Annotated in this window: 12 protein-coding genes; 9 read left to right on the forward strand and 3 right to left on the reverse strand. The window is 44.6% G+C overall.

The genetic code is table 11. The annotated features are described in order from the left end of the window. Positions 1 to 25 precede the first annotated feature (25 nt). The 5 genes from GWP43_RS09770 (at position 26) to GWP43_RS14980 (ending at position 3,443) form a co-directional block, all read left to right on the forward strand. A complete protein-coding gene (locus GWP43_RS09770; protein WP_162663993.1) occupies positions 26 to 319 on the forward strand; it encodes an antitoxin in 294 nt (97 codons plus the stop codon). Next, the gene (locus GWP43_RS09775) at positions 309 to 959 is read left to right on the forward strand and encodes a sister chromatid cohesion protein PDS5 (RefSeq protein WP_162663994.1); all 651 of its coding nucleotides are present in this window, start codon (positions 309 to 311) and stop codon (positions 957 to 959) included. The genes GWP43_RS09770 and GWP43_RS09775 overlap by 11 nt, the downstream gene beginning before the upstream one ends. Beyond that, positions 943 to 1,407 (forward strand): hypothetical protein, encoded by a 465-nt coding sequence (locus GWP43_RS09780; protein ID WP_162663995.1) that lies wholly within the window; start codon positions 943 to 945, stop codon positions 1,405 to 1,407. Before GWP43_RS09775 ends, GWP43_RS09780 begins: the two co-directional genes overlap by 17 nt. A gap of 33 nt (positions 1,408 to 1,440) precedes the next feature. After that, positions 1,441 to 2,475 (forward strand): S66 family peptidase, encoded by a 1,035-nt coding sequence (locus GWP43_RS09785; protein WP_162663996.1) that lies wholly within the window; start codon positions 1,441 to 1,443, stop codon positions 2,473 to 2,475. A 68-nt stretch (positions 2,476 to 2,543) separates the two neighbouring features. Then, positions 2,544 to 3,443, forward strand: coding sequence for a hypothetical protein (locus tag GWP43_RS14980; protein ID WP_230977662.1), 900 nt, complete (start codon positions 2,544 to 2,546; stop codon positions 3,441 to 3,443). A gap of 4 nt (positions 3,444 to 3,447) precedes the next feature. Here the strand turns inward: GWP43_RS14980 and GWP43_RS09800 are convergent, their stop codons facing one another. Beyond that, positions 3,448 to 4,449: a cache domain-containing protein gene (locus tag GWP43_RS09800; protein ID WP_162663997.1), complete on the reverse strand. Its 1,002-nt coding sequence runs from the start codon at positions 4,447 to 4,449 to the stop codon at positions 3,448 to 3,450. Between the two features lie 198 nt (positions 4,450 to 4,647). After that, a complete protein-coding gene (ppdK, locus tag GWP43_RS09805; RefSeq protein WP_162663998.1) occupies positions 4,648 to 7,410 on the reverse strand; it encodes a pyruvate, phosphate dikinase in 2,763 nt (920 codons plus the stop codon). A 202-nt stretch (positions 7,411 to 7,612) separates the two neighbouring features. Between ppdK and GWP43_RS09810 the strand changes: the two genes are divergently transcribed. Next, positions 7,613 to 9,277 (forward strand): Na/Pi cotransporter family protein, encoded by a 1,665-nt coding sequence (locus tag GWP43_RS09810; protein ID WP_162663999.1) that lies wholly within the window; start codon positions 7,613 to 7,615, stop codon positions 9,275 to 9,277. 55 nt (positions 9,278 to 9,332) lie between these two features. Further along, positions 9,333 to 10,757 (forward strand): AMP-binding protein, encoded by a 1,425-nt coding sequence (locus GWP43_RS09815; protein WP_162664000.1) that lies wholly within the window; start codon positions 9,333 to 9,335, stop codon positions 10,755 to 10,757. A gap of 115 nt (positions 10,758 to 10,872) precedes the next feature. On the opposite strand, the gene GWP43_RS09820 is transcribed toward GWP43_RS09815, so the two are convergent. Continuing rightward, complete coding sequence (locus tag GWP43_RS09820; RefSeq protein ID WP_162664001.1) at positions 10,873 to 11,256, reverse strand: hypothetical protein; 384 nt, start codon at positions 11,254 to 11,256, stop codon at positions 10,873 to 10,875. A 210-nt stretch (positions 11,257 to 11,466) separates the two neighbouring features. Between GWP43_RS09820 and metG the strand changes: the two genes are divergently transcribed. Together metG and GWP43_RS09830 are read left to right on the forward strand one after the other, a co-directional pair. Further along, positions 11,467 to 11,817 carry a methionine--tRNA ligase subunit beta gene (gene metG, locus GWP43_RS09825; RefSeq protein WP_162664002.1) on the forward strand — a complete coding sequence of 117 codons (351 nt, stop codon included), beginning with the start codon at positions 11,467 to 11,469 and terminating at the stop codon, positions 11,815 to 11,817. 55 nt (positions 11,818 to 11,872) lie between these two features. Next, the gene (locus GWP43_RS09830) at positions 11,873 to 13,102 is read left to right on the forward strand and encodes an FprA family A-type flavoprotein (RefSeq protein WP_162664003.1); all 1,230 of its coding nucleotides are present in this window, start codon (positions 11,873 to 11,875) and stop codon (positions 13,100 to 13,102) included. Positions 13,103 to 13,135 lie beyond the last annotated feature (33 nt).

Consider the following 13,135-nt stretch of genomic DNA (forward strand, 5'->3'; position numbering starts at 1 on the left):
AATGAGGAATGAATGGAGGCCTACTATGCCAAATCTTCAACTACGGGATATAGATGCACAATTGTATAACTGGCTTTGTGTGAATGCTAAATTAGCAAATCATTCGATAAGTCAGCATGTTATAACGATTTTGCAGGAAAAAGCAGCGGCTCCACAGGAAACCCCGGCGAAGGCAGTTGATGCCTTTCTCGCATTAAATGACTCTTGGGGAGATGATCGAAGCGCAGAAGAAATCGTATCCGAAATAAGAAATTCCAGAATAAATACTTCAGCAAGAGGGAACGATTTTTTACGGAGTGTAATACACAGTGGTAAATAAACTAATGGACAAAGCGATACTGGACGAATTACGAACAATAACAAAAAATAAAGTAAATTGGGTGACAGCGATTGATGATGTCGCAGCAAAACTCGGCAAACAGTATTCAGCGGATGTACAAGCAAAAGCATTGTGGCTTCTCGGTGAAATGGGATTACAGTATCCGTTATCGGTGCAGCCGTATATTGAACAAATTGCGGGCTATTTAAAAGACGGTAATCCGAAACTGCGGGAGCGCTCGGTAAACGCATTGGGACGAATAGGCAGGGCAAACAAGGATTTGATTCTTCCTTATTTTGACACAATGATGAATATGCGCTCCGACACAGCAGGAGCGGTACGGCTTGCGTTTGTGTGGGCTTGTGAAAATATCGCAACTAATGCACCGGAACTTTTTTGCGACACATTGGATTTGTTCTATGAGTTGATATCGGATAAGGGAGAGCGCGTACGAATTGAGGCGCCTGAAATGTTTCGGGTAATGGGAAAACGGCTACCGCATTCTGTAGAACCGTACTTGGAAAAACTGGAATGGTTTGCACAACATGATCCGCATCCTGTTGTTCGTATTCACAGCAGCGGCGCAATTCGCATAACGAAAAAAGCATTGGAGGAAAGTAAACATGCCACAGATGAGTAAAGGCGGGAAATATATCTTCGGCTGGTCTGAGATACGGGAAGATGGAGCTCTCATCTTTCCGGTACCGGCAGTGGGAGAATATAAATTACACCAAGAGCAATATATTTACATCGTTTCCGGCAGTAAGCAGACGGGCGGATTTTGTGTGATGAGCGAGCCCCTGCTTTCCCGCTCAAAACTCAATCACATCCTAAAAGAAAACTCTCGTTTGGCGGATAGGACACTAAAAGAGGGTGAGTTGATTTCATATAAGGGAAGAAAATACGGCTGGCTTACCTTGAAAGATAACGGAGTTCGTCTTTCAGAATCTTTAATGCAGATGTTGGATATAAAGACGGGAGATAAACTGTTGGCAATTCGAAGCAGTAATATTGCTTTTACTATGGGTGCAAAAGGTTCCTTAATACAAAAAGCAAATGAATATACTGGAGAAATAGAAGTCTTCTGAAAATATGGTAAGCAACTACTGAGGAACAAAACTATGACAGTAAAAAAACTAGCAATCATCAGTCTTTCGCGGGGCTTACTCGGCGAGCCGTTTATTAAGCACGGGGAAGAACTGGGCTTTAGGCGTTTACGCTCATACGGGATGGAAGTCGTTACCACTGCGAATGCCTGTAAAGGAATTGATTTTCTTCAAAGTCATCCCGAAGCCCGTGCGCAGGATTTATTGGATGCTTTCTCCGATCCGTCTATTGATATGATTCTGTGCGCAATCGGCGGAGAGGACACATACAAGCTGCTGCCGTATTTATTTGAGCATGATGAATTACGGAAGGCGGTACAGCATAGCAAAAAGATTTTCCTCGGATTCTCCGATACAACGATGAATCATTTTATGCTGCATAACGTCGGCGTGAACACTTTTTACGGTCAGTCGTTTGTGGCGGATATCTGCGAACTTGAAAATGACATGCTGCCGTATTCAAAAAAATATTTTGAAGAATTGATTACAACCGGCACAATAAAAGAAATCCGCCCGAGCGATATGTGGTATGGCGAGCGTACCGCATTTGATGAATCACAGATCGGTGTAAAAAGAATGCGGCACCGGAACAATGGATTTGAATTATTACAAGGGAAGTCCGTATTCTCCGGTAAAATACTCGGAGGCTGTATTGAAACAATGTATGATATGTTTGACAACACCCGCCATAGTGACAGCCCTGCTTTGTGCCGCCGGTATAATCTCTTTCCGAGCATTGACGATTGGAACGGTAAAATACTGCTTTTGGAATCGAGCGAAGAACGTACAAAACCTGAGCTCTATCAAAAGATGTTACAAGCCTTAAACACTACCGGCATTTTTGAAGTTATAAACGGTATCCTTGTCGGAAAACCGATGGACGAAGTATATTACGAAGACTACAAACGCCTTTTAATCAGCGAAATCAACAAACCGGATTTACCGATTGTGTACAACGTTAATATCGGACACGCAACACCGCGGTGTATTATTCCGCTCGGCGTTGAGGCAACAGTTGATGCGGATGAACAGGTTATACGGTTTGCGTAATTCGCATCATCTATCTCAGATTATGATTCCGTCGATAATTAATGACTTACACTATTGAAAATGAACGTATGAAATTAATCCAAAAAGCTTTTTTATATAAACTTGAAGCGGAAATACGCAACGGAAAATTAATATACACACAAAAAAGATTGCTTTCAAAAATTTCAAAGGAATGTAACCTCTATGATTTTGGTGATGAAATATATGAATCGGTATATAAAGATTGGAACATTGGAATTATTGCTGCTATGCTTTTTCTCTTGGCAGGATTTATCATAATAACCATCTATGTTAATTCAAACACAATCGATAATTTCTTGTTTTATTCGTGCGGAGGGTTTAATACCCCGACGCTTGCGTCGGGGTATGTTGATTTTATCCCTGCCGTAATTCTGTCTATTCTCTTTTTTGTTACGATGAGAAAAACAGTTTATATCAATTCAAGAGCCGGTATATTTGAATTTCTCTATACTGAAGAAGCGATTTATTTTCTCAGCGGCCTGATACGTGAATATGATACATTGTATAAAAAATATAATATAAAAGAGTTTACCGGAAAATATCTTTCCGAACAATTAGAAGAGATAAAAAATGCAGTCGATTTAAAAAGTATGTCTAAAAAAGAAATAACAGAAATTATTAATACTCATGCAGAACAGTTATTAGATTGTTTTTGTCCGCTATGCAATAAAAGAAAAGGTATAAATGCATTAACCATAAATACCGCTATCAGTATATTGATTTTGACGTTCCGCCATACGAACATTGAAATCGGCTGCAAAGAGTGTTTAAAGGAAAAAGTAAAAAAAGCAAATATCATGTCTTTATGCTGCGGAATCTGGAACCTTCCGTTCGGCATTCCCGTAACGCTGTTTGCAATTTTTAAAAATATACATTCTTTGAAATATCTAAACATGGATATACCGACAAAGGCATTAAAAAAATATGTATTAAAAACGGTAAAATAGCGAATTATACAATTTTCCGTATTGCTACACCAACAATAGTTATTGCAGCTACGAGGAAAAGGGCACTTGTCACAACGACCATACTAGTAAACTTTTTTGCAGCTCCAGTTAATTCCAACTCAGGAGCTTTAAGGATGACCGTCCATCCGGTAGTCTGCATGGTAGAATATGCAGCCATATAAGGAAGTTGCATAAACGTGTAGCGACCAACCCCTGTTTGACCGGTTAACGCAGTCTCTATAAAAACCTTAAAAGATGCAAGACTTTCATCTGCTGCTGCTTCCGATATGATATTGTACTTATTTTCTACAAAATGTTGATTCACATCAGCGATTATTATTCCCGTTGAACCGAGTACGGAGCAATAGCCGGTATATCCTACTGTTATGGGTTCGATTTTTTTCGAGAAAAAATCCGATGAAACAATCATGCTTAGTACACCGGTAATTTTATCACCCATGTAGATAGGAACCGCAAAGATAAACGATACGGTATCTATAGACGAAAACACAGTTGGTTCTGAAACGAAATATTTCCCGCTTGCTGCTGCGCTAAACCATTCTTCATTTAAAGCAGATACTCGTTCACCGCTATTTATAAAGCCATGCCCATCCATATCACAGAATACTATTCCACGGATTGCATCGTTAAAAGCAGCTTGTTCATACACGATCTTTGCTTTCTTACTATTGGGAATAGATCGATCATTAAGCACCGGCGAATGTGCCAGCACTTCGACATATTGAAAAAAAGCGGTAGTTTCTTTATCTAACATATCAGCGACCGCTTCCGCTTTATCAACCAGAACTGTTTCGGCTTGTTCACAAACCATTCTTTTTACGGCTTTGACTGCAAAACGGCCTTGTACGACAATACCCATAATCAGCATACAGCTGACTATCGCCATCAGTTTTCTGCGCAGCCGTATTTTTTCCGTTTTGTTTTTTTCAGCCTCATATCCGTCAGAATTTTGATTTTCGGTATATATTGTTCTATATCTTCCCATAATAATTACCTTGCTCGTATAACTACATCCGACTCTATTTCTACAATACTGGGCATCTCTAAAAAACTAACCGAGTTTTAGAGATGCCCTATCGATATATTATAATATCCGATATCAAACTATAAAGTAAAAAGGCTGCCCAAAAACTCATATTTTCGGACAGCCTTCCGGTCGCAAGTTATATCAACTAACGATTATTTACTTCTTTTTTGTTGCGGTTTTAGCAGATTTTGCCGTTTTAGCTGTTTTTGCGGTTTTAGCCGCTTTCTTAGCTCCGGCCTTTTTATCCTCTATTGCAGCCTGTGCAGCAGCAAGACGGGCAATCGGAACACGGAAGGGCGAGGCGGAAACATACGACATACCGGCACGGCAGCAGAACTTAACGGATTCCAAATCACCGCCGTGTTCACCGCAGATACCGACCTTTAATTCGGGTCGGGTAGAGCGGCCTTTTGCAATACCGTCTTTCACCAGTAAGCCGACGCCAACCTGATCCAAAGACTGGAACGGATCGGCAGGAAATACTCCCGCTTTTTGTTCATCGACATAGGCAGGCAAGAATTTTGCAGCATCGTCGCGGCTGATGCCAAGCGTCATCTGCGTCAAGTCGTTGGTTCCAAACGAGAAGAACTCTGCCCGTTCTGCGATTTTATCGGCCAACAATGCTGCGCGCGGAGTTTCGATCATCGTACCAACCGCATATTTAATCTTAGCATCGTGTTTTTTAAGGATTGCATCGGCAACATTGCGGACTCTCGCTTCAAGGATCGCAAATTCTTTCGGATCGATGGTAAGCGGGATCATGATTTCCGGCAGTACCGTGATGCCTTTTTTATGCACATTGCATGCCGCAGTAATAATAGCGGTTACCTGCATTTCGAGGATTTCGGGATAGGTAATTGCCAAGCGGCAGCCACGGTGTCCGAGCATCGGGTTCGCTTCATGGAGCTGTTCAACCCGTTCCTTTACGCTTGCGAAACTGATATTGAGCGCTTCGGCCAATTTCTGCTGTCCTTCTTTATCATGCGGCACGAACTCGTGCAGCGGCGGGTCGATTAAGCGGATGGTAACGCCCTTTCCGTCCATCACTTTAAAGATGCCTTCAAAGTCCTTTGTTTGAATCGGGAGCAGCTTAGCCAAGGCTTTTTTGCGTCCTTCGGTGCTGTCTGCAACAATCATCTCACGAATCGCAAGAATACGTTTTTCGTCGTTGAAGAACATGTGCTCGGTACGGCACAAACCGATACCTTCGGCGCCGTGTTCAAGGGCGACCTTTGCATCTTCGGGACGATCCGCGTTGGTGCGTACTTTGATAGCACGTGTCTCATCAACCCACTTCATCAAGGTCTTATATGATTCCGGCTGTTTTGCCTGTACCAATTTCAGCTCGCCGACATATACGTCGCCTTTAGTTCCGTCAAGGGTGATAAAATCGCCTTCTTTAAGAACCTTACCGTTATAGCTGCATTCGCCTTTTTCGTAATCGATGACAAGTTTTTCGCATCCGACGATACAGCATTTTCCCCAACCTCGCGCAACAACAGCTGCGTGGCTCGTTTTTCCGCCGGTCGCAGTTAAAATACCCTGTGCGGCATGCATACCGCCGACATCTTCGGGGCTGGTTTCCTTACGTACGAGAATTGCTTTTTCTTTCTTTGCAGCCAGCGCCTCTGCCTTAGCAGCGGAAAAACAGATTTTTCCGGCGGCTGCACCCGGGACTGCGGCAATTCCGCTGACAAGCAAGGCGGATTTCAAATTAGGCTGCTTATAGTCAATGGCAGGATAGAAGATACCTTCAATATCGCTCGCCTTAATACGCATAATCGCTTCTTCTTTTGTGATAAGCCCTTCATTTACCATATCAACGGCCATTCTGAACGCAGCGGCAGGAGAACGCTTACCGGTACGGCACTGGAGCATATAGAGTTTACCTTCTTCTACGGTGAACTCCATATCCTGCATATCTTTGTAGTGGTTTTCCAAAAGAGCGCGGACTTTACAGAGCTGATCGTAGGCTTTTTTATCTTCTTTTTCAAACTCGGAGAGTTTAATCGGTGTACGGATACCCGCAACGACGTCTTCACCCTGCGCATTAAAGAGGTAATCGCCGTAGAATATGTTTTCACCGCTATTGGGATCGCGCGTAAAGCAGACTCCGGTACCGGAGGTATCCCCCTTGTTACCGAATACCATCTGCATAACGTTGACTGCAGTACCCTTAATCCCGACGAGATTTTCTACGCGGCGATAGGTAACGGCTTTTTCAGCCATCCAAGAATTGAATACCGCTCCGATAGCACCCCAAAGCTGTTCGATCGGATCCTGCGGGAAGTCTTTTTTAATTTCTTTTTTATACAGTGCCTTAAACTTTATGATAACTTCTGCAAGCTCATCTTCATTTACATCGGTATCGCCGACTTTCTTACCCGCTGCAATGTTCAAGCGTCCGCGGGTATGCTTTTCTTTTATCTCATCAAAAAGGTCATCGAACTTTATGCGATCGATGCCCATTGCCGTTGAGCCGTACATCATAATAAAGCGGCGGTATGCATCCAAGGCGAAACGGCGGTTAGACGTCTTTTTCGCTAAGCCTTCGACCGACTTATCGGTTAAACCGAGGTTCAAAATCGTTTCCATCATACCGGGCATCGAAACCGGAGCGCCTGAACGAACGGAAACCAAAAGCGGATCATTGGGATCACCGAGCTTCTTACCGGCACTTTTTTCCAGCTTTGCCAAGTTTTCTTTTACAGACTGCTCCAGACCGGCAGGATATTTTTTATTGTTCGAATAATACAACTGACAAACTTCAGTAGTAATCGTAAAACCTGCGGGAACGGGCAACTTTGCGCGAGTCATTTCGGCCAAGCCGGCGCCTTTACCACCCAGCAGCTGCTTCATTTCGCCGTTGCCTTCCGCCTTGCCGTTTCCGAAGAAATAGACGTACTTTTCTTCTGCCATGATTTCCTTCCTTAATTAAAGTAGATAAAAATAGATTAAATACCTATCATATAAATAATACAATTATTGTATAATGTACGATAGTTTATGTCAACGGTTCGATCATAGGCTCAATCAGAGCTGCGGGCAACATCATCAAACCGGTTTGATAAAAACCGTGGATATCATTGCAAAATACATGACCTTTTGCTATGCTGTCGGCATGAAAATAGTTGTAATCTTCCTGCAGGCTCTGGGGAGTCTTGGCTTCATTCTGTACGGCATGAAATTGATGAGCGAAGGAATTCAAAAAAGTGCCGGCGGAAGCCTTCACCGAATCCTCAATATGATGACCGGCAATCGGATCCTTGCCGTAATTACCGGTTTTGCAGTTACCGCTATTGTTCAATCATCAGGCGCAACCACCGTTATGACCGTTTCTTTCGTCAATGCGGGTCTGCTCTCGCTCACGCAGGCAATCGGCGTAATTTTCGGCGCCAATATCGGTACGACAGTTACCGCATGGATTGTCGCGTTGGTCGGCTTTCAACTTAAACTCGCCGAAATCGCAATACCGGCATTCGGTATCGGCTTCTTCCTTACCTTCTTCAAAAGAATCCGTCAGGAAAGCCTTGGCGAGGGCATTATGGGGTTTGGGCTCCTTTTTACGGGACTCGGTATTCTCTCTTCCCTGATGCCGGATATCTCCGCCGATAACCTTCCATTTTTATCATTAGCTGCGGACGGCGGTATCTACAGCATTGCCATCGGTTTTATTGCAGGCTTCCTTTTAACGGTCATTCTGCACTCTTCATCGGCAACCACCGCTATTATTCTAACTATGGCGTACGGCAAGGTTATCGGCATTGAATTTGCTGCGGCAAGCGTACTCGGCAGTAACGTCGGTTCGACAATCGACGCAGTTATTGCGGCCATCGGCAGTAAACTCAACGCACGTAGGACGGCCATGGTACACGTACTGTTTAACGTATGCGGCGCGCTTTTGTTCTTAATCTTTTTTAAACCGTCGCTTGCGTTGTTGCATCGCCTAACGCCGGAAGGCAGCAGACTTGCAAACATAACCATCCGGCTGGCACTTTTCCACTCATTGTTCAATATCATAAATACCTTGATTGCACTCCCGTTTGTTTCGTATATTGCGCGTTTCGTAGAATGGCTTGTTAAAGATAAAGGGAATGAATCGCCGGAACGGTATCAGCTGGTTATGCCAAACGAAACGGCAATTAAAGAGAACATCGAAGCGTACATCCTACAGGCGGAACGGGAAATCAGCATGATGTCAACGGTCGTACGAAAGATGTTCGATACGATTCGCCCCTTATTGGAAGATGATTACAAAGGATCTGTTGAAGCCGTCATTGAACAGCTTGTACAGCAAGAAGACTATGCAGACCAAATGCAAGAAGAATTATCCCGTTTCTTAATTGCAACCTCCCGTTTGTCGCTCAGCGTTAAAGCGGAACATAATGTACGGCTGATGCTGACCATCGTCGATAACCTCGAAAATATGACCGATCATATCTATGAATTGGGGCTACACATCGAAAAGAGCAAGAAGAAAAAGCTCAATATTCCGAAAGAGGATATGGATAAACTGTTGCCCTATCTCGGCGTCGTCAATCAGTTTATTCACTTTGTACACGATCACTTGAATAAGCCACTGGCACAGGATCAACTCGCGCTTGCCGATGAAATGGAACAAACAATCGATGCCATGCGCAGCAATCTGAAAAAGCTCGCACGAAACCGTTTGGAAGAAGGCGGCAATGTTAAGGCGGAGCTTTTGTATATCGATATGGTACGGACAATTGAAAAGGTCGGAGACTGCGCGTTCAGTATTTCCGAAACACTCAGCAAAACGATGTAACAGTTTACCGGCAAGGTAATCCAATACAGTCATCCTATGGGTAATGAGGTGAAATATGGAATTGTTGAGATATGCTGAAGAAGATCCGCAGCGGGTATTGGCGATAACCGATAGCGGTAAAACATTACATTACAGCGAAATCAATACAGCTGCAGCAGCACTCCCGAAAGAAGCAGCCCATCAGCTGGTGTTCCTTCTCTGTAGAAATTCGCCCGGGACGCTGCTCGGATACCTCGGTTGCTTAAAGGCAGGCGTCGTACCGCTTTTGTTGGATGCACACATCGCACCCGATCTTTTACAACACTTAATTCAAACCTATACGCCCGCCTTTTATTATATTCCGCAAGACTTACCGGAAGAAACAAAAAAGATACTCCCGATGAATAAACCCGTTACAACAATAGCGGACAGTGTACTACTCCGTTCGGATAAAAAAGGGCCGGAGCTTTTTCAAGATTTAGCGCTGCTCCTCACCACATCAGGAAGTACCGGCAGCCCCAAACTCGTACGCTTAACGTACCGCAATATCTACGAAAACGCACGGTCAATCGCAGAATACCTGCACATTACCGACAAGGAGCGTCCGGTAACTATGCTGCCGATGAGCTATTCATACGGAATGTCCATTATCAATAGCCATGCCCTTATGGGCGCAACCGTCATATTGACAGGGCACGATATCTTAACCGCTGCGTTCTGGGAACGGGTTAAGCAAGAGAACGTCAGTTCGCTTGTGGGCATCCCCTATACCTATCAAATGTTCTCCCGCCTACGGTTGACCGAAATGGAGCTGCCCGCACTCAAAACGCTGACGCAAGCGGGGGGAAAATTGCCGTATGAGCTACATCAAAAATTCGGCGAATGGAGCCTGAACACCGGACGGCGCTTTTTTGTGATGTATGGGCAAACCGAAGCCGCACCGCGCATGGCATATCTGCCGCCAGATAAGACAATGGAAAAATGCGGCAGTATGGGCATTGCAATCCCCGGCGGAGAATTAAAACTAATTGACGAAGCCGGTGCGGAAATTACCGCGTCCGATACTGTCGGTGAATTGGTGTACCACGGACAAAATGTTTCGATGGGATATGCGGAATGCGCTACCGATTTAGCGAAAGGCGACGAGTGGCAGGGAACGCTCCATACCGGGGATATGGCAAAACGGGATTCGGACGGTTATTTTTTTATCGTCGGGAGGAAAAAGCGGTTTATCAAAGTGTTCGGCAATCGGGTTAATTTGGATGATACCGAACGGCTGCTGTCTGCCGCCTTTGCCGATGCCGAATTCGCTTGTATCGGACAAGACGACCTTCTCTGCGTTTATACAACGCTTAAAACGGAAGAACAGCATCGCGCAGTATCGGAGTATCTCGCACAAACGACACGGCTTCCGGCAAAGGTGTTCCATGTCTTTTTTATCGAGGCTATCCCTAAGAATCCCGCGGGTAAAACGCTCTATTCGCAGCTGGAGATACGCTAGGGCATCTCTAAAAGCGCGGATAGCTTTTAAAGATGCCCTGTACAGTTGTCCGTACATACAAAAAACGGCTGCCTACCTGCACGGTAAGCAGCCGTTGTATTGCCCAGCCTATTTTTTAAAGGGCTTTCATCTGTTTTGCCGTAGGACTAGAAACCTTCTTTAATTTAAACGTCATTGCACCACCCTTTGATATTGTCATCGTTTCGCCGCTAATTTTATAATCACATTCAACAGCGGCTATATACGGAGCTTTAATTTTTCCGTTTTTTGCAGTATAGTCGCCTGAGGATATCTTCGTAAGTGTACCCAACATCTTCTGGGCGACAATCATTTTGCCATCCGCACCAAAGTAAACATACTGTTCGAAAGCTGGCGCGCCAGCAGCAGTGTTTGTCACCTGCCAAACACTATCAGCCTGTACCTTTCCGCCGCAGCTGGTAACAAACAGGGCGCTCCCGATAAGCACAGTGAGTACTGCAAGTAATGAAAGTTTTTTCATCTTTTGTTCCTTTACATAATGCAATAATACATTACGTTTCTGAAAATGCGTCCGCTATACGGCGAACGTAAGTTACACATTGCGCATAACTTCTCTTCTATATTACCTTTAAAGTCAAGCACAAATATTAAAAAAATGAAAAAAAACAGTCCGATGCAATTGCTATCTTCTCGGCTTGCAGTTTTCGGCTCTTTCTCATATACTGAGCGCATGAGTGAAACCACACCTGAAATAATTACCTATGATGATTTTGCAAAACTGCAGCTGAAAGTCGGCAAAGTTTTGGAATGTGTAAAAGCTGAAAATGCGGAAAAACTCTACATTTTACAGGTAGACCTTGGCGAAGAAAAGCCGCGCCAAATCGTTTCGAGCCTCGTTGACTACTACACTGCCGAAGAATTAGTCGGCAAAGAGATTATCGTGCTTGCAAACCTCAAACCCGCTAAAATGCGCGGACATATTTCCGAAGGTATGCTGCTCTGCGCGGAATCCGAAGATTCATCGATCTGTGTTCTGCTAAAACCCGAAACGCCGGTACCTGCCGGTACTAATATCACCTAACGTTCACCGAGCCTCAATACAAATGAGAGTTTTTCCTTAGATTATGGAGGACACTATGAAAGCGCAAAAAATAAGTGCGGGCATATACTGTATCCATGCGGATATTTGCGCACGTACCAGCCGGTTTGAGGGCTTGTGGATGCTGCCTCAAGGAGTGAGCATCAATTCATATATTGTAAAAGGTGAAAAGACCGCCTTGATCGATATCGTTCGTGATTGGGACGGCTCGTTAAAAAGCTATACGGAACAACTGGAATCCATCGGGCTTTCGTTCAAAGACATCGATTATCTTATTCTGAATCACCTGGAACCCGACCATTGCGATCTGATTGAATATGTCCATTCCTGTAATCCGCAGGCGGAAGTTATCAGTACGTCAAAAGGGCTGGCGATAGTCGAAAAGTTTTTTAAGGTGCAGGGAAATCTCCGCGCAGTTAAAACGGGAGATAGTCTTGACCTCGGCGGCGGAAAAGTTCTCCAATTTTACGAAACACCGAATGTGCACTGGCCTGAAACAATGATGACCTATGAGCCTGCCGCTAAAGTCCTCTTTTCCTGCGATGCATTCGGCTCGTATGGCGCTATCGGCGAAAAGATCTTTGACAATCAGCATTCGGAGGAAGAACTGAAGTTTTACGAAGCGGAAGCGCTGCGCTATTATTCCAACATCGTCGCGAGCTTCAGTACCTTTGTCTTAAAGGCTTTGGACAAACTTGCAGCGCTGGATATCAAATGCATTGCGCCGAGTCACGGTCTTATTTGGCGTTCCCATCCCGACCGTATTTCTTCCCTTTACAAACGGTTTGCAGGTTACAACACCGGCGGCAAATGCGAAAAAGAAATCTGTATTATTTGGGGTTCCATGTACGGATATACCAAACAAGGGCTGGACGCCGTCATCAAAGGAATTGAAGCCGAACAAGTCCCCTACACCATCCACGACATACCCGACACGGACGTATCCTACATACTCGGTGATGCATACAAAGCGGCAGGCTTGGTGCTTGCGATGCCGACCTATGAATACAAGATGTTCCCGCCGATGGCATACGTACTGGATTTATTTGAACGTAAGCACATTACCGATAAAACGGTACTGCGTATCGGAAACTGGGGATGGTCTGGCGGCGCAAAGAAAGAATACGAGCAAAAAACAACCGCTCTGAAATGGAACCATCTGGAGCAATATGAATGGCAGGGCAAGCTGCTCGACGCAGATATTCGGCTGCTTGAAGAACGAGGCGCCGAACTCGCTCGTGCGGTTAAAACAGGTACTCAAGCGTAACGTCAACCCGCTTTCCATATTGGCACAGATGAG

The organism is Treponema vincentii, assembly GCF_010365865.1.
GTDB lineage: Bacteria > Spirochaetota > Spirochaetia > Treponematales > Treponemataceae > Treponema.

Bases quoted from the DNA above. Each gene is read 5' to 3' on its own strand.
- GWP43_RS09770 (WP_162663993.1), top strand. From the start codon at position 26: ATGCCAAATCTTCAACTACGGGATATAGATGCACAATTGTATAACTGG.
- GWP43_RS09780 (WP_162663995.1), top strand. From the start codon at position 943: ATGCCACAGATGAGTAAAGGCGGGAAATATATCTTCGGCTGGTCTGAG.
- GWP43_RS09785 (WP_162663996.1), top strand. From the start codon at position 1,441: ATGACAGTAAAAAAACTAGCAATCATCAGTCTTTCGCGGGGCTTACTC.
- GWP43_RS14980 (WP_230977662.1), top strand. From the start codon at position 2,544: ATGAAATTAATCCAAAAAGCTTTTTTATATAAACTTGAAGCGGAAATA.
- GWP43_RS09800 (WP_162663997.1), bottom strand. From the start codon at position 4,449: ATGGGAAGATATAGAACAATATATACCGAAAATCAAAATTCTGACGGA.
- ppdK (WP_162663998.1), bottom strand. From the start codon at position 7,410: ATGGCAGAAGAAAAGTACGTCTATTTCTTCGGAAACGGCAAGGCGGAA.
- GWP43_RS09810 (WP_162663999.1), top strand. From the start codon at position 7,613: ATGAAAATAGTTGTAATCTTCCTGCAGGCTCTGGGGAGTCTTGGCTTC.
- GWP43_RS09815 (WP_162664000.1), top strand. From the start codon at position 9,333: ATGGAATTGTTGAGATATGCTGAAGAAGATCCGCAGCGGGTATTGGCG.
- GWP43_RS09820 (WP_162664001.1), bottom strand. From the start codon at position 11,256: ATGAAAAAACTTTCATTACTTGCAGTACTCACTGTGCTTATCGGGAGC.
- metG (WP_162664002.1), top strand. From the start codon at position 11,467: ATGAGTGAAACCACACCTGAAATAATTACCTATGATGATTTTGCAAAA.
- GWP43_RS09830 (WP_162664003.1), top strand. From the start codon at position 11,873: ATGAAAGCGCAAAAAATAAGTGCGGGCATATACTGTATCCATGCGGAT.